Genomic DNA, 26,170 nt, shown 5'->3' with positions numbered 1-26,170 from the left:
CGGGAGCGTCGCTGGGAGAATCTGGTCCACGGCCATCCCAACCAAGGACACCGATGAAAAAACTACTGCTCTCCGTCGTCTTGCTCACCAGCCTTATTACACCGCTGCATGCGCAAGAGCAAAAGCCGCTGTATCAGGAGATCGCGGCCATGGACAAGACCCTGTTCGATGCATTCAACCGCCAGGATTTTGAAACGGTGAAGACCGTGTTTTCCCAGGATCTGGAGTTCTTCCACGACACGGGCGGCCTGAGCAACTATGAACAAAACCTGCAAGCCATGCGCAATCTGTTTGCCCAGAACATGTCGCTGCACCGTGAACTGGTGCCCGGCAGCATGCAGGTCTATCCGGTGAAGAATTACGGGGCCATCCAGACCGGCGAACACACCTTCTGCCATGTTGAAAACGGCAAGAACGATTGCGGTACCTTCAAGTTCCTGCACATCTGGAAGCGCAGCACGGAGGGATGGAAACTGGCGCGCGTGGCCAGCTATGGCCACTGACCCCGCCAATGAAAAAAAGCCTTGTGATTTCTCACAAGGCTTTTCTGTATTCTGGCTCCCCGACCTGGACTCGAACCAGGGACCTGCGGATTAACAGTCCGTCGCTCTACCGACTGAGCTATCAGGGAATAGAGGCAACATTTTATACTGTTTCATCCACTCCATCAAGGTTTCTGACAGAGCAACTTTCCCGGTATTTCCTGTTGCCGCTCAGGTTAAGCTTAGCCGCTCAACCCGAAGAAGCAAGATTTTAGAGCACTTTCGCGATAGCGTCAATCACGATATCGATATTGCGCGAATTCAACGCTGCCACGCAGATGCGGCCGGTGTCCACCGCGTAGATCGACTGCTCGCGCAGTTTCTCGACCTGCGCCTTGGTCAGGCCCGAGTACGAGAACATGCCGACCTGGTCGCGCACGAAGGCGAAATCGTGGGCCGGCGCCTTGGCTTTGAGCTTGGCCACGAAGGCTTCGCGCATTTCCTTGATGCGCACGCGCATGCCGGCCAGTTCGTCTTCCCACAGCTGGCGCAGTTCCGGCGTGGTCAGCACGGTGGCCACCACCTTGCCGCCGTGGACCGGCGGGTTCGAGTAGTTGGTGCGCACGACACGTTTCAATTGCGACATCAGACGGCTCGCCTCTTCGCCGCTCGCGGCGACCACGCTCAGCGCGCCCACGCGCTCGCCGTACAGCGAGAACGACTTCGAGAACGAATTCGACACCAGCAGCGGACCGCCGGCGGCAGCGAAGCGGCGCACCACGGCGCCGTCTTCGGCGATGCCGGCGCCGAAGCCCTGGTAAGCCATGTCCAGGAACGGCACCAGGCCGCCCGAGGTAACGGCGGCGATGACTTCATCCCACTGGGCCGAGGTCAGGTCGGCGCCGGTCGGGTTGTGGCAGCAGGCGTGCAGCAGCACGATGGCGCCGCGCGGCATGGCCTTCAGGTCGGCCAGCATGCCGGCGAAGTTCACGCCGTGGGTGGCTGCGTCGTAGTAGGCGTAGTTGTTGACGGTGAAACCGGCGCTTTCGAACAGCGCGCGGTGGTTTTCCCAGCTAGGGTCGCTGATGTAGACCTGCGAATCCGGCGCGAAGCGCTTCAGGAAGTCGGCGCCGATCTTCAGTGCGCCGGTGCCGCCGATGGCTTGCACGGTGACTGCGCGCTTCTCTTGAATTACGGCGCTGTCGGCACCAAATACCAGCTCTTGCACCGCCTTGTCGTAGGCAGCCAGGCCTTCGATCGGCAGGTAGGTGCGCGGTGCCGGCGTGGCGATCAGGATCTCTTCCGCTTTCTGCACGCACGATAGCAGCGGCACTTTGCCGTTGTCGTCATAATAGACGCCCACGCCCAGGTTGATTTTGGCCGGGTTCTGGTCGGCGTTAAATGCTTCGGTAATACCCAGGATAGGGTCGCGTGGTGCCATGTCGATGGCGCTGAACAAGCTAGGATTCGTCATGATAAGATTGGATTCGATTGGAAGCGGTTCGCAGCGGATGAATGTAGACAGCGCCCCTATAAAAAGTGCTTCAGGCCGCTGGCAGGCCATTATTTTAACAAAGGTCTGACAAGATGGCTGAATTACCCGTACTCGATAACACCGTGGCAACCGTGGTCACCTTCCCGGATTCGCCGTTCAAGCTGCACCAGCCCTTCCCGCCGGCCGGCGACCAGCCCACCGCGATCGACCAGCTGTGCGAGGGCATCGACGACGGCCTGTTCTTCCAGACCCTGCTCGGCGTGACCGGTTCGGGCAAGACCTACACGATGGCCAACGTGATCGCCCGCAAGGGTCGTCCCGCCATCGTCTTCGCGCCCAACAAGACGCTGGCGGCCCAGCTGTATTCGGAATTCCGCGAATTCTTCCCCGAGAACGCGGTCGAATACTTCGTCTCCTACTACGATTACTACCAGCCGGAAGCCTACGTGCCGCAGCGCGACCTGTTCATTGAAAAGGATTCGTCCATCAATGAGCATATCGAGCAGATGCGCCTGTCGTGCACCAAGTCGCTGATGGAGCGGCGCGACGTCATCATCGTCGCCACCGTGTCGGCGATCTACGGTATCGGTAACCCGACCGAATACCACCAGATGATCCTGACCTTGCGCGCCAAGGACCGCGTCTCGCAGCGCGACATCATCGCCCGCCTGATCCAGATGCAGTACACCCGCAACGAAGTGGACTTCGGCCGCGGCACCTTCCGCGTGCGCGGCGACACGCTCGACATCTTCCCGGCCGAGAATGCGGAGCTGGCCGTGCGCCTGGACCTGTTCGACGACGAACTGGAATCGATCCAGCTGTTCGATCCGCTGACCGGCCGCGTCAAGCAGAAGATCCCGCGCTTCACCGTGTATCCGGGTTCGCACTACGTCACGCCGCGTTCGACCGTGCTGCGGGCGATCGAGACCATCAAGCTGGAACTGCGCGAGCGGCTGGAGTTCTTCCGCAAGGAGAACAAGCTGATCGAAGAGCAGCGCCTGGAGCAGCGCACCCGCTTCGACCTGGAGATGATGACCGAGATCGGCTTCACCAAGGGCATCGAGAACTACTCGCGCCACCTGAGCGGCGCCCAGGCCGGCGAACCGCCGCCGACGCTGGTCGACTACCTGCCGAAGGACGCGCTGATGTTCCTCGACGAGTCGCACGTGCTGATCGGCCAGCTGAGCGCCATGTACAACGGCGACCGCTCGCGCAAGACCAACCTGGTGGACTACGGCTTCCGCCTGCCGTCGGCGCTGGACAACCGTCCGCTGAAGTTCGAGGAGTTCGAGCAGAAGATGCGGCAGACGGTGTTCGTCTCCGCCACGCCGGCCGAATACGAACGCACGCACGCCGACCAGGTGGTCGAGCAGGTAGTGCGGCCGACCGGCCTGGTCGACCCGCTGATCATCGTGCGTCCGGCCAGCTCGCAGGTGGACGATCTGATGTCCGAGATCACGCTGCGCGTGGCCAAGAACGAGCGCGTGCTGGTGACCACGCTGACCAAGCGCATGTCCGAGCAGCTGACCGAATACCTGAGCGACCATGGCATCAAGGTGCGCTACCTGCACAGCGATATCGAAACCGTCGAGCGCGTGGAGCTGCTGCGCGACCTGCGCATCGGCACCTTCGACGTGCTGGTGGGGATCAACTTGCTGCGCGAAGGCCTGGACTTGCCGGAGGTGTCGCTGGTGGCGATCCTCGACGCGGACAAGGAAGGCTTCCTGCGTTCGGAACGCTCGCTGATCCAGACCATCGGCCGCGCCGCGCGTAACCTGAACGGCGTGGCGCTGCTGTACGCCGACCGCATGACCGATTCGATGGAGCGCGCCATCGGCGAGACGGAACGCCGCCGCGCCAAGCAGATCGCCTTCAACGCGGCCAACGGCATCGTGCCGCGCGGCGTGCAGAAGATCATCAAGGACATGATCGACGGCGTCTACAGCCCGCAGGATGCGCGGGAAGTGCTGCAGGTGGCGCAGGAGACGGCCAAGTACGAATCCATGAGCGAGAAGCAGATCAGCAAGGAGATCAAGCGCCTGGAAAAAACCATGCTCGATCACGCCAAGAACCTGGAGTTCGAAAAGGCCGCGCAGGTGCGCGACCAGCTGCATCAGTTGAAGCAGCAGCTGTTCGGCGCACCGGGCTCGGACAATATCGCCTAGGCGTTTATTTCGGCGCGTTGACGAAGCCGCTCAACGCGTCGATCAGCTGCGGCGCCACAGGCAGGTCGGGCCGGCTGTAGGATTTCATTTGCGCGGCCGGGTCGTCGCCGACCATTTTCAGCACGTGGTTCATGCCGTCGACGATGACCAGCTTAGCGCGCGGCGCGGCGGCGGCCAGCGCCTTGGCGTCCGACACCTGGACCTGGATATCCGTCGTCCCCTGCAGGATCAGCACCGGCATCTTCAGCGCCGCCACAGCCGCTGCCGGATCGTACTTGAGCAGCGACACCAGATACGGCTGTACCGATGGACGGTACAGGAACATCAACGGCGGCGGCACGTCATCGACCGTCTTGCCGTCCTTGAGCGCGGCCAGCACGCGCTCGCTCTGGTCGAACAGCGGCGGTGGCAGCTTGGGCTTGAGCTGCTCGCGCAGCACTTCATCCACCGGGCGCCCGGCGCCGGAGATCAGCACGCAGGCGTCGGTGGGCGCCTGGCGGCAGGCCACGGACGCGATCAGCGCACCCTCGCTATGCCCTGCCATCACCACACGGGAGAAGCGCGGATCGGCGCGCAGCTGACGCAACCACGCCACGGCGTCGCCGATATAGTCGTCGAGGCGCACATCCTCTTCCTTCCAGCCCTTCCACGCACTCGATGCGATTCCGCGCTTGTCGTAGCGCACGGAGGCGATGCCGTGCTTGGCCAGCGCCTCCGCCACCATACGCAAGGAGTCGTTGGGTCCGGACAGCATACTGCTGTTGCCGTCGCGGTCCGTGGGACCGGAGCCTGAATGCAGCAGCACCACCGGCACCTTGCCGCTACCGTCCGGCAGCCATTCGGTTCCATACAGCGTGCCGCCGTCCACCTGCAGCGAGACCTGCCGTTCAGCGGCGCCTACAGGCAACGCCAGCATCAACAACGATAACAAGAATCCCAAACGCATACGTAATCTCCAGTGTCAGTGAGTCAATCGTTTATACAGCAGCAGCGAGTAACCGGCGGACAGCAGTGCCCACGCCAGCATCAACGCCAGCAAGGCCCAGTGCGGAACGCCCAGCCCCAGCGCGAACAAGCCAAGAAGGCCGCTGGCCACCATCAGCTTCGCCGCCAGCCGGTGCGTGGCGTACCATACGCGCTCGCTGGCCAGCGTCCACGGCGTGCGGATGCCCATGAAGAAGTTGCGGCGCACCTTGCCCATCGGGTTGCCGATCAGGATCAGCAGGATGAACACGCCGGCCGGCACAGCCTTCTGCATCGGCACCGCGCCATGCAGCACGGCGGCAAGCACCAGCGCATACACGTAGGCCAGCATGCACACCACCACGCCGCACAGGTAATAGTAAGTCGGCTCGAAACCGCTCATGTCGAAGCGGCGCGGCGAGATACGCGGCAGCAGCGCTCCGCACAAGGCCATCAGCGATATCAGGCCGGGGCCCAGCAGCCACAAGGCTGCACGTGGCCCATAGCCATTCACAACACCGTCGATATCCCAATGCACCGGAACCCGTTCCGGCAGCATCGGCCAGGCGTACATCGTGGCAGCGCAAGCGGCGGCCACCAGCACAAGACACAGCAACAGATAACGTTTCATTTTTTGCTCCCTTTGGCATCGGTCAGGTCCATCACCCAGGACAGCACGTCCTGCAGCACCGTCGTGTTCAAGCCATACCAGATGGTCTGCCCTTCGCGGCGGCGCGTAATCAGGTCGGCATCGGCCAGTACGGCGAAGTGATGCGACATGGTCGGCTTGCTCATGTCGAAATGTGCAGCCAGGTCGCCGGCGGTCATCTCGCCGGGCCGCAGCAGGCGCAGGATCTCGCGCCGCGCCGGATCGGCAATGGCCTTGAAGGCGTTGTTGGATGCGTTCATATTAAGGCAAACATCTAATTAGACAGTCATCTAACTATAGACCTGCAAAAAACGGCGGTCAAGCGATTTCCGCTGCCGCCGCCCTGTTACGTCAGTGCCAGGCCCTGTTCGTCGAACACGTGCCAGCGCGACGGCTCGACGCACACCGCCGCCGTCTGGCCGTTCTGCCAGCGCACCTCCGGATCGATGCGGGCGATGAACTGCGTCGTGCCGCCGTCCGGCGTCAGGTAGACATAGCTGGTATCGCCCAGCAGTTCGGCTGCCAGCACTGTCACGGGGATGCCGTCGGCGGATTTTTCCAGCTCCATGTGCTCGGCGCGCACGCCCAGCGTGACGCGGCTGCCGACAGCCAGGCCGTCCCGCTCAGCCACCTGCACCAGCGCACCGCCGGCAAGCCGGACCGCCATCCCCTGCGGCGCCAGCCGCTCCACCGTGCCGGTGATGAAGTTCATCGCCGGCGAACCGAGGAAGCCCGCGACGAACAGGTTGGCCGGACGCTGATACAACTCCAGCGGCGCCCCCACCTGCTCCACCAGTCCACCGCGCAGGACCACGATGCGATCGGCCAGCGTCATCGCCTCCACCTGGTCGTGAGTCACGTAGATCATCGTGCTGCGCAAAGTGCGGTGCAGGTTTTTAAGCTCGATGCGCATCTGCACGCGCAAGGCCGCATCCAGGTTGGACAAGGGCTCGTCGAACAAGAACACCTGCGGCTGCCGCACGATCGCGCGGCCTATCGCCACCCGCTGCCGCTGGCCGCCGGACAGTTCCTTGGGCTTGCGCAGCAACAGCGGTTCGATCCGCAGGACCGCCGCGGCTTGCGTGACCTTGGCGCGTATCTCATCCGGCGGCAGACCGGCCAGCTTCAGCGCGAACGCCATGTTGTCGTACACCGTCATGTGCGGATACAGCGCGTAACTCTGGAACACCATCGCGATGCCGCGCGCGGCCGGCGCCACCTCGGTCATGTCGCGGCCGCCGATCAGCACCGCGCCTTCGTCGCTGTTTTCCAGTCCGCAGATGGTGCGCAGCAGCGTCGACTTGCCGCATCCCGACGGTCCGACAAACACCACGAACTCGCCGTCTGCGATGCTCAGGTCGATGCCGCGCAAAATCTGATGCTGGCCAAACCCCTTGCGGATGCCTTGTATTTCCAGTCCAGCCATGCCATTCCCCCTGTTAGCCCAGCACCAGCTCGACGCGATGCTCGCCGCCGTCGCGCCGCACCGGTATCCGCGCCACGCCGTTTTCAACCGCCAGCGCTACGCCGTCCAGCGAGGCGTCATGAACGGCGCCTGCGCTGCCTTGCGGATTGCGCACCACGATCTCGTAACTACCGCCGCCATCGGGCAAGCGATAGCGGATGCTGAATTCCGGCCAGTCGTCGGGAATACGTGGCGCCAGCACGATGGTGTCGCCGTTCTCGATGCCGAATCCCAGCACCGACTCCAGTCCCACGCGATACATCCAGCCCGACGAGCCGGTGTACCAGGTCCAGCCACCGCGGCCGACGTGCGGCGCTTCGCCATAGATATCGGCGGCGATCACGTACGGCTCGACCTGATAGACCGCCACCGCCGCCGGATCGAGCGCGTGGCTGACAGGGCTCAGCATTTCCAGCAGGTGGGCGGCGCGGTCGCGGCGGCCCGCCTCCGCCATCGCGCGCACCACCCAGCAGGCCGCGTGCGTGTACTGGCCGCCGTTCTCACGCACACCCGCCACGTAGCCTTTGATGTAGCCGGGGTCGTTGGGCGTGTTGACGAAGGCAGGCGTCAGCAGGCGTATCAATTTATCCTGTTCCGACACCAGCCGCTGCTCCAGCGCGTCCAGTGCCTGCGCCGCGCGTTGCGGCGGCGCCGCTTCCGAGATGATGGCCCAGGCTTGCGCCAGCGCGTCGATCTGGCATTCGTCGCTGTCCTTGGAGCCGATCACGGCGCCGTTGTCGTAGAACGCGCGGCGGTACCATTCGCCATCCCAGCCATCGGCGTTGAGCGCCTGGTCCAGATGGTCATGATAGGCGCTGTAGCACAACACCCGCGTGGTATCGCCGCGTCTTTCGCAGATAGGCAGGAAGTCCTTGATGATGCGGGACAGGAAGAAGCCCATCCACACGCTCTCCCCGCGGCCTTCGCGGCCGACGCGGTTCATGCCGTCGTTCCAGTCGCCGGTGCCCATCAGCGGCAAGCCGTGCGCCCCCTGCGTCAGCGATCGGTCCAACGCGCGGCAGCAGTGTTCATAGACGTCGCCGCTGGTGCCGGACAACTCGGGCTTCAGGTAAACCTCGTCCTCGCCGTCCTCCAGCAGCGGCGCGGTCAGGAACGGCTCGACCTCATCGAGCACGCTCCAGTCGCCGGTGGTCTTGATGTAGAACGCCGCCACATATGGCAGCCATAGCAGGTCATCGGAGAAGCGCGTGCGCAGGCCCTGCTCCATCGGCGCCGTATGCCACCAGTGCAGCACATCGCCTTCGACAAACTGGTGTGCGGCATGGATGCGGATCTGCTGGCGCGTCAGGTCCGGCCGGGCATAGATCATGGCGCTGGAATCCTGCAGCTGGTCGCGATAGCCCAGCGCGCCGCCGGACTGGTAGAACGCCGAACGGCCCCAGATGCGGCAGCTCAGGTTTTGATACGCCAGCCAGCCGTTCTGCATCAGGTCCACCGCCGGCACCGGCGTGGTCACCTGCACCGTGCTGACCGTGTGGCGCCAGAAGGCTGTGATCTCGTCGAACGACTGCTGCACGGCGCCGGGAGCGCGATAGCGCTGCACCAGATCCAACGCAGCCTGGCGCTCCACGGTTTCGCCAAGCAGGAAGACGCATTCCAGCGTGGCGCCCGGCGCGAGCTCGTGAACCGCCTGGAACGCCGCGCACGGATCGAGACCGGCGCCGGTGACGCCGTCAAGGCGAGGCGCCGCCAGCGCGGCAGGAGCGGCCGGACTGCCGTGGCGGCCGATAAATGCGGCGCGGTCGGCACTGTGATGCACCATGGCGCCGTCGCCGGCCAGCGCTGCGGCAAAGGTCACGCCGTCGGCAAACTGGCCTGCCAGCGGATTCTGCGCCAGCAGGACACCGGATACATCATGCTCGGTAATGACGAAACGGCTGCTGTCGGCCGGCGTACCGCCCAGCACCAGGCGCTGGTAGGAAAACAGCGACAGGCGGCGCGCGGTGTCGCCATGGTTGGTCACCCGCACCCGCACGATCTTTACCGGATCGTGGCGCGGCACGAACATTACCGTTTCCTGCTCAAGCCCGTGGCTGACGTGATTGAAGCGCGTATAGCCGAAGCCGTGTGCGGCTTCATAGCCGGCGGCCGCTGGTGCGGGGCCCGGCAGCGGCGACCAGTATTTTCCGCTGTCCTCGTCGCGAAGGTAGAGCGCTTCGCCGTGCGGATCGCGGATCGGGTCGTTGTACCAGGGTGTCAGGCGATGCACTCGGCTGTTGCGGCTCCACGTGTAGCCGGCCCCGCTCTCGCTGACCAGGAAGCCGAAGCCTTCGTTGGAGATGGCGTTGGTCCAGGCCAGCGGCGGCCGGCGCAAGCCACTCTGGCCATCCCAGTCCATGCGAATCACGTATTCGTCGCCGGCGCCGGAAAAGCCGCCATTGCCGTTAAAGAAGCGCAGCACCGGACGCCCCGGCAAAGTCGAGGGCCCGTCGGGTTGGATCGCGGCCTCCACATGCGGCAGCTTGGCGCCAGCACCGTCCACGTCATCCAACGATGGCAGGCCGCCACGCACAATCAGCAAGGCATTCAATTCGATGCGAGCCAGATCGGCCGGCGCAATATCGTCCGGCTTGACGATATGGACGCCCTCTTGCGACGGCCATACGCCGTCGGCATCGAGCAGCAGCACTTGCAACGGCAGGCCGAGCGCGGCCCAATAACGGCGGGCGCGGAGCATCAGTTCGACGCTGGCGTCGGCGGCGCCAAGGCTCCACAGCAGCACCAGCGGGCCGGAAGGTAACGCGGGCGAGGCCGGAGCACTGCTGGATTGCGAAGCGCCGGCTTCAATCACCGCGCTGGCGATGGCGGCGGTGGAAGCCGAAACACGAACCGCCGACTGCCCATACAGCATGGCGCCGGCAAGGCGCTGGCAATATTCCGCCTGTGTCGCATCAAGGCCAGCGTGCTGTTGCGCAGCCAGCCCCGCGGCACGCGCCGCCGCGGACAATGGCTGGCCATCCTGCGCCAGCGCCGACGCGAGCGCCAGGGCCTGGTCGCGGCCAGCTGCAGCTCCCAGGACGAAGGAAAGGCGCACCTGCGCGCCCGGCGCCAGCGTTACACTGCGGCGCAGGCTGAACGCGGGGTCCAGCACGTTGCCTGCGGTGCCGGACAATTCCCCCTCCATGCCCTGCGGCGCGCGCAGATCGCGACCCCGGCCGACAAAGCGCGTGCGGTCGGTTTCGTAGCCCGATGCGCTGCCGCCGGATGCGGCATGCACCATCCACAGGCCGCCCTCGCCCTCGCCGCGGGGACGACGGCGCGCCAGCAAGGCGCCGCTGGCGGCCTCGTATTCGGTCTGTACAAACAACTTGGAAAACGCCGGATGCGATGCCTCGTCAGCCTGGCGATTCAGCACCACCTCCAGATAGCTGGTCAATTCGATGCGGCGCGTATGACCGGACAGATTGCTGAGCAAAATACTCCGCAGTTCTACATCACGCTGCGGATCGACGGCCACGTCCATGCGTGCCTCGATGTCATGGACGGTCGCGCTTATCCAGCAACTGCCGGCATCGCCGCCTGCGGAGCGCAGCACATCTCCGCCGCCGGGTTGTGCGCCCAGCGACCAATGTTGGCCGCTATCGGCGTCGCGCAGGTAGAAGAAATAGCCCTCGCCATCCTCGATACGGTCGCCGTTCCAGCGCGACAGCATGCAGTCGCCGACGCGGCTGAAGCCCGTCCCGGCGCCGGTGATGAGAGTGGTGAAACTGCCGTTCGACAGCAGTTGCGCATGACGCGCCAGATTGTTTGCGGGAGTGTTGGTCATGGGCTTATACCGGTTGATTCAGACAGGCGCCATTGCTGGCGACGATATCCGCATACAGCAGCGCGCTGTCTTTCAAGGTGCGCTGCTGGGTTTCAAAATTGACGTGAATGATGCCGAAACGCTTGGAGAAGCCCAGCGACCATTCCAGGTTATCCAGCAGCGACCACACCATGTAGCCGCGCATGTCCACGCCCAGTTCCATCGCGGCGTGCAGCGCCCCCATGTTCTTGCGCAGGCAGTCGATGCGCAGCGGATCGTGCACGCGGCCGTTCTCGGCGTTCGGCGGATCGTAGAAGGCCGAACCGTTTTCCATCACGTACAGCGGCGTATCGCCGTAGCGCTGCTTGAAGTTGACCAGCGTATCGGTCAGCCCCTGCGGGAACACTTCCCAGCCCGTCTCCGTATAGGTGGCTTGCGACTGGCGCACCGGTGCAACCTGCAGCGGCCAGTTCGCCGGTTCGTTGCGCACCACGCTGCGGGTGTAGTAGTTGATGCCGACGAAGTCCAGCTTCTGTCCTATCAGCTCGAAATCCTCTGCCGGCCAATCCGGCCAGGCGTCGCCGAAGACCTCCTTGAGCTCCTGCGGATAGCTGCCGAGGAAAATCGGATCGAGATACTGGCGGTTCATATAGGCGTCGGCGCGGCGCGTGGCGTCAAGGTCGGCCTGCGACTGGCTGGCCGGATACTTCGGCTCGATATTGACGACGATACCGATCTCGTGTTTTCCCTCTTCGCGGTAGGCCTTGACGGCGCTGCCGTGCGCGCGCATCAGGTTGTGGCTGGCCAGCGCCGCTTCGTGCAAGCTGCGATGACCGGGCGCCAAGGTGCCGTGCAGATAGCCGCCATCGGTCACCACCCACGGCTCGTTGAGCGTGGCCCACGATTTGACGCGGCCGTCGAAGGCGCGGAACAGGATGCGCGCATAGTCGGTGAACCAGTCGGCGATATCGGGATTGAGCCAGCCGCCACGATCGTCCAGCGCCGCCGGCAAGTCCCAGTGATACAGCGTCACCATCGGCTCGATGCCATTGTCCAGCAGCTCGTCGATCAAGCGGCTGTAGAAGTCCAGGCCTGCCTGATTGATGGCGCCCCGCCCCTGCGGCAGGATGCGGCTCCACGATACGCTGAAGCGGTAAGCCTTCAATCCCAGCTTGACCATCAGCGCCACGTCTTCCTTGTAGCGGTTGTAGTGGTCGCAAGCGATATCGCCATGGTCGCCGTCGCGCACATTGCCGGGCACCGCGCAGAAGCGCTGCCAGATGCTGGGGCCCGCACCATCGGCCAGCGGCGAACCTTCGATCTGGTAGGCGGAAGTAGCGCTCCCCCACAGGAAGTTGGCCGGAAATTGAATTGCTTTGCTCATGTAAAAATCCCTTTGAATGCGGAAGTTAAAACGGTGCGCCATCGATCTGCAAGACCGCTGGAAGACTGGTAATCGTGATATGGCGGCCCTGCCAGTTCACTGCTTGGCCGTTGAGACGCGCGACGCCCGGCACGCCGGACCACGGCCATGTGTAAATAACGCCGCCGGGCGGCATGCGCGGCATGGCGTCGACGCGCAGCGTCAGCTTCGTGCCCTGCACCGCCAACGAATAGCTGAGCGGGCCATATGGCGTCCGCAGGCCATGCAGGCCGATGCCGGCGCCCGGCAACCAGGCCGTCGGCACGCCCTCACCCAGCAGCAGAGCGTGATCGGCTTCGCGTTCATAGGCGAACGAGTCGAGTGCCGCGCGGATGTAGTCCGACGAGATCCAGCCATGCGGCATGTCGCCGAGGAAGCGCGGCTGGCGGGCATCGCGGCCGACCACTTCAGCCCATTGGTTCCAGGCGCGCGGACGCTGGTCGCCGTAAAAATAGTCCAGCACCTCCCCCGCACGCTCGCGCCAACCAAGCCGGATGAAGGCGCTGACGTTGCGCAGCTCATAGGGCGTGTAGTCGTCCCAGGCCTTGCTGCCGTCGCGGCGGGCGCGGAAGAAGTCCCAGTATTTTTCGTAGGTCGATTGCAGCAGCACCGGCGGGATGTGCTGCTGTTCGCCGCCGGGCGTCAGCGCGATGGTCGACGAGGTCGGGTCGAAGTCGCCCAGCTCCGCCGCGCCTGGCAGGTAGTTGATTCCGTGCGCCCTGGTGCTGGCCTCCAGCGAGGCATACAGGTCGTGACGGAACTCGTCGCGCTGGGTTGCGAGACGCTGGGCGGCGGCGGTGTCGCCCAGCACGGCGGCCACGTCGGCCGCATCCTTGTAGCCGCGCAGAGCCCAGAAATCGTCCCAGTAGGAGTGCATCGGCTTCTCGGAATAGCCTTCATGGCTGATCGATGCGGGCATCAGGCCGAACAACACCGGGTTCGCGATGCGACGCTCGGACTGGCGCAGCGTCTCCATGTAACGGGCAGCGGCGTCGATGCGCGGCCAGACGGCGGCCAGCGCGTCCTTGTCCTGCGTGTAGCGATAGAGTTCGGCGGCCAGGAAAATCAACTCTCCGTGGCTATCGTTCTCCGGTACCGGATCGGCGCCACGCCGGTCGACGCAGCATGGAACTTTACCGCTATCGAACTGGTACGGCGCATACCAGTGCAGGTAATCGGCGGCGATGGACGGCTGGCCCAGGCGCAGCAAAGCTTCCGACATCATGGCGCCATCGCGTATCCATGAGCGGCGGTAGGAGCGCGTTCCCGGCTGCAGCGCCGCGCCTTCGCGCGTCATCAGGATATGAGCCAAGGAAGATCGCAGCGTGTCGGCCATGTGCCGCCCCTGCGGCGGTACGTTCAGCGTGACTTGATTCAGTTTCTCGCGCCATTCGGCGGCGACCTTGTCCTGTTCTCCGGTGATCCATGCGGCTGTGCGTGGAACGCTCGACAAGGCGGTACCCGCCATCGGCAGGACGGCACCCAACACCACGCTGCCGTGCGGTGGCAAGGTGATCTCGTAGGTCATCGCGGCGGAGGCCATGCCGGCATCGTCGTGTATCGCCGGCGGATGAGCGACGCGGTGCGCCGGCTGTGGCAGCAGGCCCGCGTCGAACGCGGCGATCGCTACGCTTGCCGGTGGCTGCAACGGATAAACCTTGGCGTCGTTGTTGACGATAAGCGCCCCGCCGTCCCACCGCAGGTCATTGATCGCGCTGAAGCCGCCGGGTGTGTTGAGGAACTGGCGCGGCGCATTGACCTGGAAGGGCCGCACAGCCAGCACCAGCTTCAGCTTCTTGCTTGCTGCGGTGAGGTTCGTCAACTCATAGCGCGCCAGCAGTTGCGACGATGCCGGTGTGCCCGCCGCCGCAGCCGTCACGTTCAATGTCCACGATGGATGGCGCCACAGCACCGTCGGTACCGGCAGGTAGCCATCGCGTAGGCTTTGGCTGACTTGAACATCGGCCCAACCAAGCAGCTTGCCGCCATCCTGCACAAAAGGCTCCAGCGAAAAGCCGCCCTGCTTCGCCTCCAGCGCGCCGTCCTCGGAGATCAAGGCACTGTGGTCGCCGCCGCCATCGACGCCGACCAGCGTCCAATATGTCTGCTGGCCGGAGAAGCCTCGCGGGTACAAGCCGCGCGGCGCCGTCTGCGCCACCGCCGCGATGAACTGGTTCGGCGTGGCGCCGAAAGCCAGGTCTTTCAATTCCACCTCGGCCAAGGCGTAGCCGGCAGCGGCGCCGGGACCATCTCGCAACATCAGACGAATATAGCGCGCTTCCGATTCGGGCAACCGCAGCGGATCGTCGCCGCCGTTGCCCATGCTAACGCGGCGGACTATCTGCCATTGCCGGCCATCTGCGGACAACTCGACATCGTAGGCTTGCGCATGGCGATGGCCTTGCCAATGTAGTATCAGTCCGCCGAACTCGCGCTCGACACCGAGATCGATCACCAGTTGTTGAGGCTTGCCGGCAGCGGGCTTGCTGATCCACGCGGTAGACGCGTCGCCGTCCAGGGCCAAACCGGCGCCATGCGATGGCACAGCGCTGGAGGCGCTTGCCTTGGCCGCAGGCCAGACAGCCGGCGCCGGCGGCAACGCGCGTATCGCCAGGTCGCGGACGTAGATCGCGCCGCTGCCACCGCCGCTGCCGGCGCTGACGACGAACTCGATCTTGTCGGCGTGTCTCAGGTTGTGGTCCTTGGCTGGTCCCCAGGCGAACAGTATCTGACGCTTCTTGATGCGCACTAGCTGCCACTGCTTGGGAAAGACATAGTTCTGCTGCTGGAACCACCAGACGTTGTCGCCGCTGGCATCGGTCAACTTGAACTCGAAGTGATTGGCCGGCGCATCGGCACGCACGTAGAACGAGATCTCGTAATTGTCCGGCAGGTCCAGCGGCAGGCTGCGGCGCACGAAGGCGTAGCCTCCCTTGCCGGCAAAGTCGAAACCCAGGCGCAATCCACCGTCGGCAGCGCTGGCGTGCGACTGCACGCCGTCGGAGGCTTGCGCCTGCCACAGGTCGACGTTGGAAAAATCGTCCAGCGTGCGGACGTTTTCCCGTGCGCCCGCAGCCAGTGCGACGACGGCAAGCAATGCAAGCAATATGCGTATCGCCTTCATCCCTTGACGCTCCCCACCAGCAAGCCCTGGATGTAGTAGCGCTGCAGACCGAGGAACAACAGCAGCACCGGCAGGATGGTCAACACCGATCCAGCCATCATCAACTCGTTGTCCTGCACATGCTCTCGCGACAGCGATGCAAGCGCCACCGGCAGCGTGTACAAGTCCTTGTCGGTCAACACGATCAGCGGCCACATGAAATCGTTCCAGGTACCGAGAAAGGTGAAGATACCCAACGTGACGAGGATAGGCGTCAACAGCGGCAGCACGATGATGCGGAAAATCTGGAACTCGCTGGCGCCGTCCATGCGCGCCGCCTCCAGCAAGGCGTCCGGTATCGTCAGCGCGTACTGGCGCACCAGGAAGATGCCGAAGATACCCGCCATCGCCGGCACCAGCACGGCGCCGTAGCTGTTCACCAGTCCCATGTACTTCAAAAGCAGGAACAGCGGCAGCATCGCCACCTGGCTTGGAATCACCAGCGCGCCCAGCATCACCTTGAAGATGCGGTCGCGGCCCTGGAAGCGCAGCTTGGCGAACGCATAGCCGGCGCTGACATTGAACAGCAGCGACAGCAGCGTGGCCGCGCACGACAGCAGCACACTGTTGAGCAAGTACTGGCCGATGCCGGCATGGCTGAACAACTCGCGGTAATTGTGCAGCGTGGCCGAACGCGGCACCAGCGGCAGCGGGAACGAACTTGATTCGCCCGGCGCCATCAGCGACACCGACAGCATCCACAGCAGCGGAAACAAGGTCAGTATGCCGGCGCCCAGCATCAGCCCATTGAGCAGCAACGCGCGCGGCTTGTTGTGCAAGAGGCTCATACCTCGCCTCCCCTGGCAAAGCGCAGCTGCAGCAGCGTGACGCAGAACATGATCGCGAACAGCACGAAGGCCACCGCCGACGCGGCGCCCAGGTTCCACCACTTGAAGCCCTGCTCATACATGAAGTACAACACGCTGACCGTGCTTTGCACCGGCCCGCCCTGCGTCATCACATACGGCTCCGCGAACAGCTGGAAGTAGCCGGACATGCTCAGGATGCTGACCATCAGCAGCGTAGGCCCCAGCATCGGCCAGGTGATATAGCGGAACTGCGACCATACGCCGGCGCCATCGAGGCCGGCAGCTTCGTACAGGTCGTCCGGTATGCTTTGCAGCCCGGCGAGGAAAATGATCATGTTGTAGCCGAAGTTCTTCCATAGCGCGAACAGGATAATCGCCGGCATCGCCCAGTGCGGATCGTTGAGCCAGTCCACCGGCGAGATACCCAGTTCACCCAGCCCGTAGTTGATCATGCCGTAGCGCGTGTGCAGCAGGTAGCGCCAGATCACCGCCACCGCCACCAGCGAGGTCACTACCGGCGCGAAGAACGCCGTGCGGAACAAGCCCTTGAAGCGCGTCAGCCGCGAATGCAGCAGCAGCGCCGCACCCAGCGAAGCCGCAATCGACAGCGGTACGCCGGCCACGACGAAATACAACGTGTTGCCCAGTGCCTGCCAAAACAGCGGCGTTTGCAGCAGCTGGACGTAATTGCGCAGCCCCACGAAGCGCAGGTTATCCAGGTTGGCCAGCGCGTAGATATCGAAGTCGGTCAGGCTCATGGCCAGTGCGGCCAGCACCGGCAGGAAGAAGAACACGCTGATGACCAGCAGCGCCGGCCCGGCGAAGCACCATGCGGCGCGTTGGGAATTCATCGCCCCTCCTTCCGCGCCAGCATCCAGCGGCGCTTTTCGAGGATGTGATCGGCCTTGGCGTCCAGTTCGGCGGCGGCTTGCGCGACCGTCAGTTCGTTATGCGTCACACGTTCGGCGACCAGCCGCATTTCGGTGGCGATCTGCTCCCACTCCGGCACCTTGGGCGCGGGCTTGACGCGTTCGAGCTGCTGGCCGAAGGCATTGGCATAAGCGTCGTTCGCCAGGCGGGGCAAGGTCCAGTTGCTACGGCGCGGCGGCAGATCGCCGGTCAATTCGTGGAAGCGCGCCATGGTTTCGGTACGCGACAGGTATTCGATCAGCTGCCAGGCTTCGCGCTGGTGCTTCGACGCCGCCGCCAGCACCAGGCTGGAACCGCCGGCAATCGACGCGGCGGGGCCGGAAGGTCCGGGCAGGATGGCGGTCATCCAGCTGTCCTGCTGCTCCGCAGGCAGGCGGCGTTTGAACTCGCCCATATTCCACGGACCGGAGATGTAGAAGGACACATAGCCCATGCCGAATTCATGATACACATTGGTGATGCGGTTCAAAGGCGCCAGCTTCTGCGCATACATGTCGGCATAAAGCTGCAGGCTGCGCTGGAATCCGGCGCTGCGGAAATTGCCGTAACGACCGCCGTCGCGCAACAACGGTTCGTCCTGCTGCAGGGCCAACGCCAGCAGCGGCTCGAATTCGTCGCTGGGCAGCAGGATGGCGTAGTTGTCCGGACCGACGATGCGCTTGATCGCGCTCATCGCCTTCATCCACTCGGCCCACGTCTGTGGCGGCTTGGCGTAGCCGGCGCGTGCCAGCATGTCGCGGCGGTAGAACATCACCCGCGTATCGACATACCACGGCACGCCCCACAGCTTGCCGTCCACCATATTGGTGTCCCAGATGCCGGGGAAGTAATCGGACGGCGTTACCAGTTGCGAGGCCGCGACGGGCGCATCCAGCGACTGCAGCGCGCCGATCGCCTTGAACTCCGGCACCCAGGTATTCCCGAGCTGGAAAATATCCGGCATGACGTCGCCGGCGAAAGCCGTCAGCAGCTTTTCGTGGGCGGCGGTCCACGGCAGTTGCTGCACCTCGACGCGCACGCCGGGATGCGTGCGTTCGAATTCCGGCATCAGCGCGGTGACCACCTCGCCCTCGCGCCCCATGGCCCAGAACTTCAGCACCACGCCCTGCTCCTGGCGCGGCGCGCAGGAAGACAGCAGCGTGGCGCCGGCCAGCACCAGCAGAGCCAAGGCGGAGAAGGCGCGTCGCGTCATTTGGCCAGCCAGCCGCCGGTGAAGCCTGCGCGCTCAAGGCCGCGCCGGATCGCCGGATTGCCGCGCATGACGCGCCAGATCAAATCGCTGCGATAGTTTTCCGTCATGGCGATGATCGGTCCCTGGTCGATGCCGAGATAGTCGCTGTCGACCCAGCCCTTGCCCGCCACCACGCGCCCCTGCGACACCCGCATGTCGTAGGTGAAGCTGGGGTTGAATGCATCGAGGAAGCCGTACTGGCCGTAGATGAAATCGCCGTAGCGCTGCTTCATCTCCAGCACGGCGGGAATGACGATCTCCGGCGCGAACGGCAGCGACGCGGCGACCGCGGTCGGCGCCAGCGTGCAGTCGTCGTAGGTCGTCAGGCCGCCGATGCCGCGCGCGGCGTAGGTACGGAACGGCAGTTTCGAGCCGCCGTAGTCCAGCACCTTGTCGACCGGGCCGTCGCTGGCGGTGATGCCCCAGACATTGGCGCCATAGCCCTTGCAGGCCAGCGGATTGGCAATGGCGTACGACTGCTGCGCATAGGTGGCGCGGCGGCTGTTTTCAAAATAGTCGTAGCCGCGCTCGCGCATGTAGGCGTCGCGGATATTGCGGAAGTCTATCCACACATGGCTGTACTGGTGGATGAACATCGACGGGAAGCCCAGGTGTTCCTTGTCGCCCTTGCCTTCCAGGCTCTTGGCGTAGTTGCTGGTCCATGCCTTCCAGGCGTCCGGCTGTACCGGGTGCGACGGTGAGCCAAGCGCCAGCACGTAGATCAGCATCGCCTCGTTGTAGCCCTTCCAGTCGTAGCCGATGAAGCCGGACTCGGGATGCCATCCCAGCGCGATGGACGGCTTGCGCGCCTGCGCCCAGGTCCAGTCGACGCGCTCGTAGATTTCCGCGGCCAGCTTGCGGATTTCCTTTTCAGAGGCGTCGTCGCCGTCGAAGTAGGACTGGCAGAACAAGGCGCCCGCCAGGAACAGCGCCGTGTCCACGGTCGACAACTCAACCTTGTCGTTGTAGCGCAGCCCCGTCTTCATGTCGAGGAAGTGATAGAAGAAGCCCTTGTGGCCGCTGGTGCCCGTTCCCTTCGCGCCGCCTTGCGGCGCGTTGCGGAAGAAGCGCAGCGTCGTCAGCACGCGGTCGCGCGCCTGCTGGCGCGTGATGTAGCCGCGTTCCACGCCGACCGGGTAGGCGGTCAGGCCGAAGCCGACCGCCGCCACGCTGGAAAACGATGGCGTGGGATAGCGGTCCGGCACCAACCCGTTTGCGGGATTGGCGGTCTCCCAGAAGAAGTTGAAGGTCCGCTGTTCGAGCTGGTCGAACAGCGGCGGCAGCGCCGTGTCGCGAGCGACGGCGGCGCCGCTGCACAGCGCCGCTACCGCGAAGGCAAGGCTGGCAACGGCGCGCGAGGTACGTGGCATCGTCAAGATCGTTACCTCAGAACGCATAGCGGGCACTGAACTTCACAGTGCGCATCGGGCCGCCGACCGAATTCGGCGTACCCAGGTTCTTGTTGTCGCCGCCGAGGCGGTTCTGCGGATTGCCCGGGCCACCACCCCAGCCGTCGTAGCCGCCATAGTTGATGCTGTTGAACAGATTGAGCACGTCCGCCCGCAGCGATACCTTGCCGAAGCGGAAACCGACTTCCTTCGACAAGCCGACATCGATCTGATGGAAGGCGTCGCCGTTGCCCTTGGCGGACACGCAATGGTCGAAGCCTTTCGAGCAGTCGGTGATACGGTACGGCAGGCCGGAACCCAGGGTCAGCTTCCCGGACAACATCAAGCCCCATGGCAGCCAGCCATCGCTCACGCCGGCCACCACCAGGCGATGGCGCTCGACGTCGGTCGACGGATTCCAGGCGCCGGCGAAGCGGCCGTAGGTCCAGTTGAAGATATCGTTGGTCCATTCCTTGTTGGTGGTCTCGCCGCGGCTGTAGGTATAGGTCGCGCCCAGGCTCCATGTGGAAGCCTTGGAGTATGGCTTGTCCATCTTCAGGTAGGCCGAATCGGTCTTCGTTTCGGTGATGAAGTCGCCCAGGATCAGCGTGCTGAAGCCGGGAACGGAACCCCACAGCGGATCGATCGGGCTGGCGTTGCCCCAGCCACCCTTGGGATCGCGGTTGCCGCCGAACCAGTTGAACTGATTATGGCTGCGCGAATTGGTGTAGCCCGCCTCGCCGTTCCAGATGCCCAGCGCCTGGCGCAGGCCGAAGCTGAACTGGTCGGTGTACGCCATCTTGTGGTCGCTCTTGATCATCCAGATCTCGCCGCCGGGCTGCGCGTTCTTCTGCGATTCGTCCAGCGCGTGGTTGGCGATGGTGCGGTCGTAGGCACGGCCCCAGCCCGCGAACAGTACCGAGGAGAGATCTCCCTTGATGTCGTAGGACAGCCCCAGCCGCGGCGCCCACGCGTTCTTGAACGGCTTGCGGTTGCTGCCGGTGCTGATGTAGTCCTTGATGTTGATGCCGCCCTTGGCCAGCGACTGCGCATAGGTCTGCCCCGCCGGCGCACCGTCGCGCGGATCCTGCTTGTCGAAGATGGCGACGCGGTCGGCCGGCGTGACATAGCTGTCATTCAGCATATTGTCTTCGTAGTCGTAGCGCAGGCCGAGGTTCAGCAGCAGCTTGTCGCTGGCCTGCCAGTCGTCCTGGAAGTAGACGCCATACTGGTTGTTGGCAAAGTTGACGCCGCTGGCGGGAATCGCCGGATCGGTGCGGATGATGCTCGGCAGGCCGGTCACGGTGTCGATGCGCTCGTAGATCTGGTCGACCGCGCGCGCGGTGCCCGACAAGTCGTAGCTGATGTGCTTGACCTTGACGCCACCCTTCATCGTGTGGCCGGCCTTGCCGGTGTAGGTCAGGTCGTCCTGCAGCAGCGTGCCGCCTTGTTCGCGGAACTGGTTGTTCGGCGAACCGCCGGTGATCAGCACGTCGACCACGTTGTTGTCGGTGTTGCTCGGCGAGACCTGGTAGCGGATGTACGGCTTGTTGGCGTTCGAGTGCGGATTCCAGCTGTATTTTTCGTAGCCCAGCCGCGCCTCGTTGAGCCAGCGGTCGTTGCTCCATTCATGTTTGAAGTCGAAGCGGTCCTCGTCGTTGCTGCGGTTGAGGACATTCTCCGCCACGCTCAGCTTCGCGTCCTCCGGGATCAGGTCCGTCTCGCGGCGGATGCGCGCGGTCGCCTCGATGCGCTGGTCGCGGTCGACCTGCGCGTCCACCTTCAGCAGGAACAGGTTTTCCTTGAACGACGACACCGACGAACCCTGCTGTGCCAGCAGCGACGGCACGATGCCGGCGTTGGGCAGCAGGTCGGTACGCTGTGCCAGCACCTGGCGCGGGCTGTCGATCTTCTTGCCTTCATACGCGAAGAAGAAGTGCGCCACGTCCTGCTTGATCGGACCGCCCAGCGTCACGCCGTACTGGTCCTGCGACGACGCCGGCCGGCCGATGCCCTGGCGCTGCGCTTCCTTCTGGAACGGATCGAGCGCGGTCAGGTTGGTGCCGGTGTGATCCCAGAACACGTCGCCATGCAGCTGGTTGCCGCCGGACTTGGTGACGGCCGTGATCGCGGCGCTCGACACCTGGTCGAATTCCGCCTTGTAGTTCTGCGCGATCACCTTGTACTCGGCCACCGCCGATTGCGGGAACGGATTGCCGCGGCTGGAATCGATGCCCGACACGCCGCCGCGCAGGATGTTGTTCTTCTGGCTGACGCCGTCGATGAAGACGTTGACGTTGTCCTGGTTCTGCGCGCCGCTCTGCACCTTGACGTTGCCGCTGCCGTCGACGTTGAAGCGCACGCCGGGCGCCAGGTCGGCGAAGGACAGGAAGTTGCGCGTCACCTGCGGCAGCTTCTCGATCTGCTCGCGCGAGACCGAGGTGCCGACCTCGGAGCCGGCGACGTCGCGCCGCGTCGCCGAACCGGTGATGACCACCTGCTGCACGCCGCCTTGCAGCGCCAGGTTGACCTGGCTGGTCTGGCCGACGCTGACGGTGACCAGCTCCGCCTTCTGCTCGCCAACGTTGATCTGGTAGGTGCCGGGGGCCACGCCGCTCAGCACATAGCTGCCGTCCGCGCGGGTGGTGGTGCGATAGACATAACCGTTCAACTGGTTGGTGGCGCTGACCGGCGTACCGGCCGACGGTGCCGCGTTGCTGGCCGTGACCTGGCCCTGGATGGTGGCGCTGCTCAGCTGCGCGCCGGCGTATGGCGCCGTCAGCAAGGCGGCGGCCAGCGAGGCTGCCATGACGGACAAGCGTAATGCCGGCAATTGCCGTGGTGGTGTTTTCATGTTTGTCTCCTGATTTTTGTTGTGTACATCTAGGGCATGAAGCAAAAGCGGAACTGCAAGTTATAAGGGTGTGGATTCTCCCGTCGAAGCGCGCGCCACCAGTTCGGCGCCCAGTGTCTGCACGGTGGCCGACGGCAGGATGCCCGGCTGGCCGATACGGGCCACCAGATTTTCCAGCGCCTGCACGCCCAGGTCGGCGATCGGCACGCGCACGGTGGTCAGCGCCGGGCTGACGTAGCGCGCGATCGGAATATCATCGAAGCCGGCCAGCGCCATGTCCTGAGGCAGCTGCAGGCCGCCCTGCTTGAGCGCCAGCAGCGCGCCGATGGCCATCATGTCGTTGGCGGCGAACAGCGCGTGCGGACGGCGCGCCGCCTCCATCGCCAGCAGTGCCTGGCCTACGGCCTGGCCGGACTGCTCGGAGAAGTCGCCCTCGTACACCTGCGCCGTGGAGCCCGGCGCCAGCTCGGCCAGCGCGGCGCGGTAGCCGCGCAAACGCTCCTGCGCCTCGAAGTTGCCGGACGGGCCGGCCAGGAAGGCGATCTCGCGGTAGCCGCGCGCCGCCAGGTGGGCCACCATGGCGTAGGCGGCGCTGTAGTTGTCGACCGAGATCGACGGATACTGGGTGCCGCCGGCGACGGTGTTCATCAGCACGATCGGCAGGTCTTCCGGCAGGTTATCGGACAGGAAGGCCGCATCGACGTGCGGCGACATCACCAGCAGGCCGTCGACGCGGCCACGCATGGCCCGGATCGCCAGCGCCGCCTCGTCGGCGTCGCCGTGCAGGCTGGAGACCATCAGGTGCAAGCCGCGGCGGCGCGCGGCGCCGTCTATGCCGCGTATCATCTCCGAGAAGAATTCGCCGTACAGGTCGGGCAGCAGCACGCCGATGGTGTTGGTGAAGCTGGTGGTCAGGCTGCGCGCGCCGACGTGCGGCATGTAGCGCATGCGCTTGACCACCGCCAGGATATGCTTGCGGGTGTCGTCGGTGATGCTGGCATGGCCGTTGAGCGCGCGCGACACCGAGGCCACCGAGACCCCCGCTTCCTGTGCCACATCCTTGATCGTGATCGCCATTTGTTGCTTTCAGAAAAATGTAACCGGTTACATTGCTATCGAAAATAAAACCGGTGACGATTCAAGCGAAATGTAACCGGTTACATGCGATAAAAATAAAGTCTACGCGCCTTACTGTTGTGTTGTAAAGTCTTTTTCTCAACAGTACCTTTCTGTCCAGATGAAACCACTGATCGCCGCCGCCCTGCTGCTTGCAACGGGCGCCGCCAGCGCCTTCGACCGCCAGTCCTGGCTGGACGACTATGCGTTTTTGAAAACGGCACTGGAGCAGCGCTACGCCAACCTGGCCTGGTTCGCATCGCCGCAGGGCGGACTGAATCTGCCGGCGATCGACAAGCGCACCCGCCGCCTGCTGGAAACCGCCGAGGACGACGACATGGCCAAGGCGGCGCTGACCGCTTTCGTCGGTGGTTTTCATGACGGCCACTTCTCCCCCGCCGGCGGCGCGTTGCAGCCGAAGATCGCCCGGCCGCTGACGCTGCCGGCGGTCGATTACTCGAAGCTGGGCGCGATGCAGGCCTGCGCGGCGCTCGGCTACGCGCCGTTCCGCAGCGTGGCCTTCTCGCTGCCGTTTGAGAGCCTGCCCGGCACCGTGCTGGAAGCCGACGGCCTGGCGCGCGCCTTCCGCGCCGGCGTCGTCACGGCGCCGGACGGCACGCGCCTCGGCATCGTGCGCATCGCGCGCTTCCGCGAGCAGGATTCGTCGCCCAACTCCTGCATGGAAGCCTGGGGCGAACGTCAGGCGGATGGCGCCATGAGCGAGGCCGACGTGGCGCCGGTGCGCAGCGCCGCCAGCGCGGCCTGGATGCAAACGCTGGCGGCGCAGCTGCGCCACTTCCGCGAGCAAAAGGTGGCGGCCGTGATTGTCGACGTCGGCGGCAACTCGGGCGGCAACGACACCGGCGACTGGGCCGCCCGCCTGTTCACCGCGAACGACGTCCATTCCGCCCGGCTGATGATGAGCGCCGCGCCGCTGGCCGCGCAGTATTTTGACGAGCAACTGGCGCAGTTGCGCGCGGCGCAAAAGGAAAAGGACGCCACGCCGGAAGCGCGGGCCATGCTGGAACAATCGATCGCCGCGTTTGAAGCGCGCAAGGCCGGCATCGCCGCGCGGCACTGCGACCTGTCGTGGGTGTGGACCGAGCAGCGGCCCTGGCAGCCGCAGGGCTGCAGCCGGTTGATCGACGCCGGCTACGCCAGCGGCCAGGCGGCCTACCTGCCGCCCAAGTCGTTCGGCAACCAGACTATCGCCTCCAGCATCTACTGGGCCGCCGGCGTCGATGGCTTGCGCGGCGCCTGGAACGGGCCGGCATATGTGCTGACCGACAGCGGCACGGCATCGTCGGCCGAGATGTTCGCCGCGCTGATGCACGATGCGGTCGGCGCCCGCACTGTGGGCCGGGCGACGGCGGGCGACGGCTGCGGCTTCATGGCGGACGTGCCGCCGGTGGAACTGCCCCGCTCCCGCCTGCGCTACCGCGTGCCGAACTGCGTGCGGCTGCGGGCCGACGACGGCAACGAAGTGGCCGGCGTCAAGCCGGACTTGCCGGTGCTGCCGGCCGAAGGCGAGAACGACCGCGCCCGCGCCTACCGCCTGCTCGACATGGTGGCGGCCGACTTACGCGCCCGCCCTGCCGCCGCCGCTGCGGCAAAACCTTAAAGGGTCTTGACGAACTCGCGTATGCCGCCAAGCAGCATCTCGACCGACATCGCGGTCAGGATCAGGCCCATCAGGCGTTCGAAGGCGGTCATCACCTGCGGGCCGAGCACCTTCTGCAGCTTCTCGGCGCTGAGGAACACCGCCAGCCACACCACGCCGACCGCCGCAAGCGCGGCCACGTGCACCAGCACCTCGCCGGTGCTCTCGCGGGAGAACAGCAGCACCGTGGCCAGCGCCGACGGACCGGCCAGCGCCGGAATCGCCAGCGGCACGATGAACGGCTCGCCGCCTTCGGTGCGGCCCAGTACACCGTCCGGGTGCGGGAAGATCATGCGGATCGAGATCAGCAGCAGGATCACGCTGCCGCCGATGCGCAACGACACTTCCGACAGCTGCAGCGCAGTCAGGAAGTGGCGGCCGAAGAACATGAACACCAGCAGCAACACGAAGGCGATCGCGCACTCGCGGATGACGATGCGGGAGCGGCGCGCCACCGGCACCGGATTGAGCACGCTGGCGAACAGCGGCACGTTGCCGAAGGGGTCGGTCACCAGCAGCAGCAGGATGAAGGTCTGGAAGAAGTTCTGGGTCATGGAAAGTATCGGGTCAAAAGAAAAACGGGAGCCGAAGCTCCCGTTTGCAGTGTACCA

General features: G+C 64.7%; 18 protein-coding genes and 1 tRNA gene. 3 read left to right on the top strand and 16 right to left on the bottom strand.

Going from position 1 to position 26,170, the window contains the following annotated elements; all coding sequences use genetic code 11:
• The first annotated feature begins 53 nt into the window (after nt 1-53).
• Nucleotides 54-503, top strand: coding sequence for a nuclear transport factor 2 family protein (locus ACCD07_RS02380; RefSeq protein WP_413446394.1), 450 nt, complete (start codon nt 54-56; stop codon nt 501-503).
• 52 nt (nt 504-555) lie between these two features.
• Here the strand turns inward: ACCD07_RS02380 and ACCD07_RS02375 are convergent.
• Together ACCD07_RS02375 and ACCD07_RS02370 are read right to left on the bottom strand one after the other, a co-directional pair.
• Nucleotides 556-631: transfer RNA gene (locus tag ACCD07_RS02375), tRNA-Asn, on the bottom strand.
• A gap of 122 nt (nt 632-753) precedes the next feature.
• Nucleotides 754-1,956: an aromatic amino acid transaminase gene (locus ACCD07_RS02370; protein ID WP_176651928.1), complete on the bottom strand. Its 1,203-nt coding sequence runs from the start codon at nt 1,954-1,956 to the stop codon at nt 754-756.
• A gap of 113 nt (nt 1,957-2,069) precedes the next feature.
• Here ACCD07_RS02370 and uvrB point away from each other — a divergent pair, with 113 nt between their 5' ends.
• On the top strand, nt 2,070-4,142 hold the full coding sequence (gene uvrB, locus ACCD07_RS02365) for an excinuclease ABC subunit UvrB (RefSeq protein WP_218087779.1): 2,073 nt from the start codon (nt 2,070-2,072) through the stop codon (nt 4,140-4,142).
• Between the two features lie 4 nt (nt 4,143-4,146).
• Here the strand turns inward: uvrB and ACCD07_RS02360 are convergent, their stop codons facing one another.
• From ACCD07_RS02360 to ACCD07_RS02300, 13 genes are all read right to left on the bottom strand, one after another.
• Nucleotides 4,147-5,088, bottom strand: a complete 942-nt coding sequence (locus tag ACCD07_RS02360) for an alpha/beta hydrolase (RefSeq protein WP_413446393.1) — start codon at nt 5,086-5,088, stop codon at nt 4,147-4,149.
• Between the two features lie 15 nt (nt 5,089-5,103).
• Nucleotides 5,104-5,736 (bottom strand): SdpI family protein, encoded by a 633-nt coding sequence (locus ACCD07_RS02355; RefSeq protein ID WP_413446392.1) that lies wholly within the window; start codon nt 5,734-5,736, stop codon nt 5,104-5,106.
• Entirely contained in the window at nt 5,733-6,014 is a 282-nt protein-coding gene (locus ACCD07_RS02350) for an autorepressor SdpR family transcription factor (RefSeq protein ID WP_176651931.1), read from the bottom strand. The genes ACCD07_RS02355 and ACCD07_RS02350 overlap by 4 nt, the downstream gene beginning before the upstream one ends.
• A gap of 86 nt (nt 6,015-6,100) precedes the next feature.
• The gene (locus tag ACCD07_RS02345) at nt 6,101-7,180 is read right to left on the bottom strand and encodes an ABC transporter ATP-binding protein (RefSeq protein WP_413446391.1); all 1,080 of its coding nucleotides are present in this window, start codon (nt 7,178-7,180) and stop codon (nt 6,101-6,103) included.
• Between the two features lie 13 nt (nt 7,181-7,193).
• The gene (locus ACCD07_RS02340) at nt 7,194-11,006 is read right to left on the bottom strand and encodes a GH36-type glycosyl hydrolase domain-containing protein (RefSeq protein ID WP_413446390.1); all 3,813 of its coding nucleotides are present in this window, start codon (nt 11,004-11,006) and stop codon (nt 7,194-7,196) included.
• A gap of 4 nt (nt 11,007-11,010) precedes the next feature.
• Entirely contained in the window at nt 11,011-12,369 is a 1,359-nt protein-coding gene (locus tag ACCD07_RS02335) for a GH1 family beta-glucosidase (RefSeq protein WP_413446389.1), read from the bottom strand.
• Between the two features lie 25 nt (nt 12,370-12,394).
• Nucleotides 12,395-15,532, bottom strand: coding sequence for a discoidin domain-containing protein (locus ACCD07_RS02330; protein WP_413446388.1), 3,138 nt, complete (start codon nt 15,530-15,532; stop codon nt 12,395-12,397).
• Nucleotides 15,529-16,359 carry a carbohydrate ABC transporter permease gene (locus ACCD07_RS02325; protein WP_353402827.1) on the bottom strand — a complete coding sequence of 277 codons (831 nt, stop codon included), beginning with the start codon at nt 16,357-16,359 and terminating at the stop codon, nt 15,529-15,531. Before ACCD07_RS02325 ends, ACCD07_RS02330 begins: the two co-directional genes overlap by 4 nt.
• Complete coding sequence (locus ACCD07_RS02320) at nt 16,356-17,231, bottom strand: carbohydrate ABC transporter permease (RefSeq protein WP_176651936.1); 876 nt, start codon at nt 17,229-17,231, stop codon at nt 16,356-16,358. The genes ACCD07_RS02325 and ACCD07_RS02320 overlap by 4 nt, the downstream gene beginning before the upstream one ends.
• The gene (locus tag ACCD07_RS02315) at nt 17,228-18,502 is read right to left on the bottom strand and encodes a sugar ABC transporter substrate-binding protein (RefSeq protein WP_413446387.1); all 1,275 of its coding nucleotides are present in this window, start codon (nt 18,500-18,502) and stop codon (nt 17,228-17,230) included. The genes ACCD07_RS02320 and ACCD07_RS02315 overlap by 4 nt, the downstream gene beginning before the upstream one ends.
• The gene (locus ACCD07_RS02310) at nt 18,499-19,911 is read right to left on the bottom strand and encodes a glucoamylase family protein (RefSeq protein ID WP_413446475.1); all 1,413 of its coding nucleotides are present in this window, start codon (nt 19,909-19,911) and stop codon (nt 18,499-18,501) included. Before ACCD07_RS02310 ends, ACCD07_RS02315 begins: the two co-directional genes overlap by 4 nt.
• Nucleotides 19,912-19,927: 16 nt before the next feature.
• Nucleotides 19,928-22,783 (bottom strand): TonB-dependent receptor domain-containing protein, encoded by a 2,856-nt coding sequence (locus ACCD07_RS02305; protein ID WP_413446386.1) that lies wholly within the window; start codon nt 22,781-22,783, stop codon nt 19,928-19,930.
• A gap of 60 nt (nt 22,784-22,843) precedes the next feature.
• Nucleotides 22,844-23,860, bottom strand: a complete 1,017-nt coding sequence (locus ACCD07_RS02300) for a LacI family DNA-binding transcriptional regulator (RefSeq protein ID WP_413446385.1) — start codon at nt 23,858-23,860, stop codon at nt 22,844-22,846.
• Between the two features lie 160 nt (nt 23,861-24,020).
• On the opposite strand from ACCD07_RS02300, the gene ACCD07_RS02295 reads away from it, so the two are divergent.
• Entirely contained in the window at nt 24,021-25,520 is a 1,500-nt protein-coding gene (locus ACCD07_RS02295) for a S41 family peptidase (RefSeq protein ID WP_413446384.1), read from the top strand.
• On the opposite strand, the gene ACCD07_RS02290 is transcribed toward ACCD07_RS02295, so the two are convergent.
• Nucleotides 25,517-26,113 carry a MarC family protein gene (locus tag ACCD07_RS02290; protein ID WP_070268658.1) on the bottom strand — a complete coding sequence of 199 codons (597 nt, stop codon included), beginning with the start codon at nt 26,111-26,113 and terminating at the stop codon, nt 25,517-25,519. The genes ACCD07_RS02295 and ACCD07_RS02290 overlap by 4 nt on opposite strands.
• Between the last annotated feature and the right edge of the window lie 57 nt (nt 26,114-26,170).

It is taken from the genome of Duganella sp. Dugasp56, assembly GCF_047304105.1.
In the GTDB taxonomy this organism is placed as follows: Bacteria; Pseudomonadota; Gammaproteobacteria; order Burkholderiales; family Burkholderiaceae_D; genus Rugamonas; species Rugamonas hordei.
Note: the sequence above shows the minus strand (reverse complement) of the source record. Positions and strands in the feature narration are given on the sequence as shown.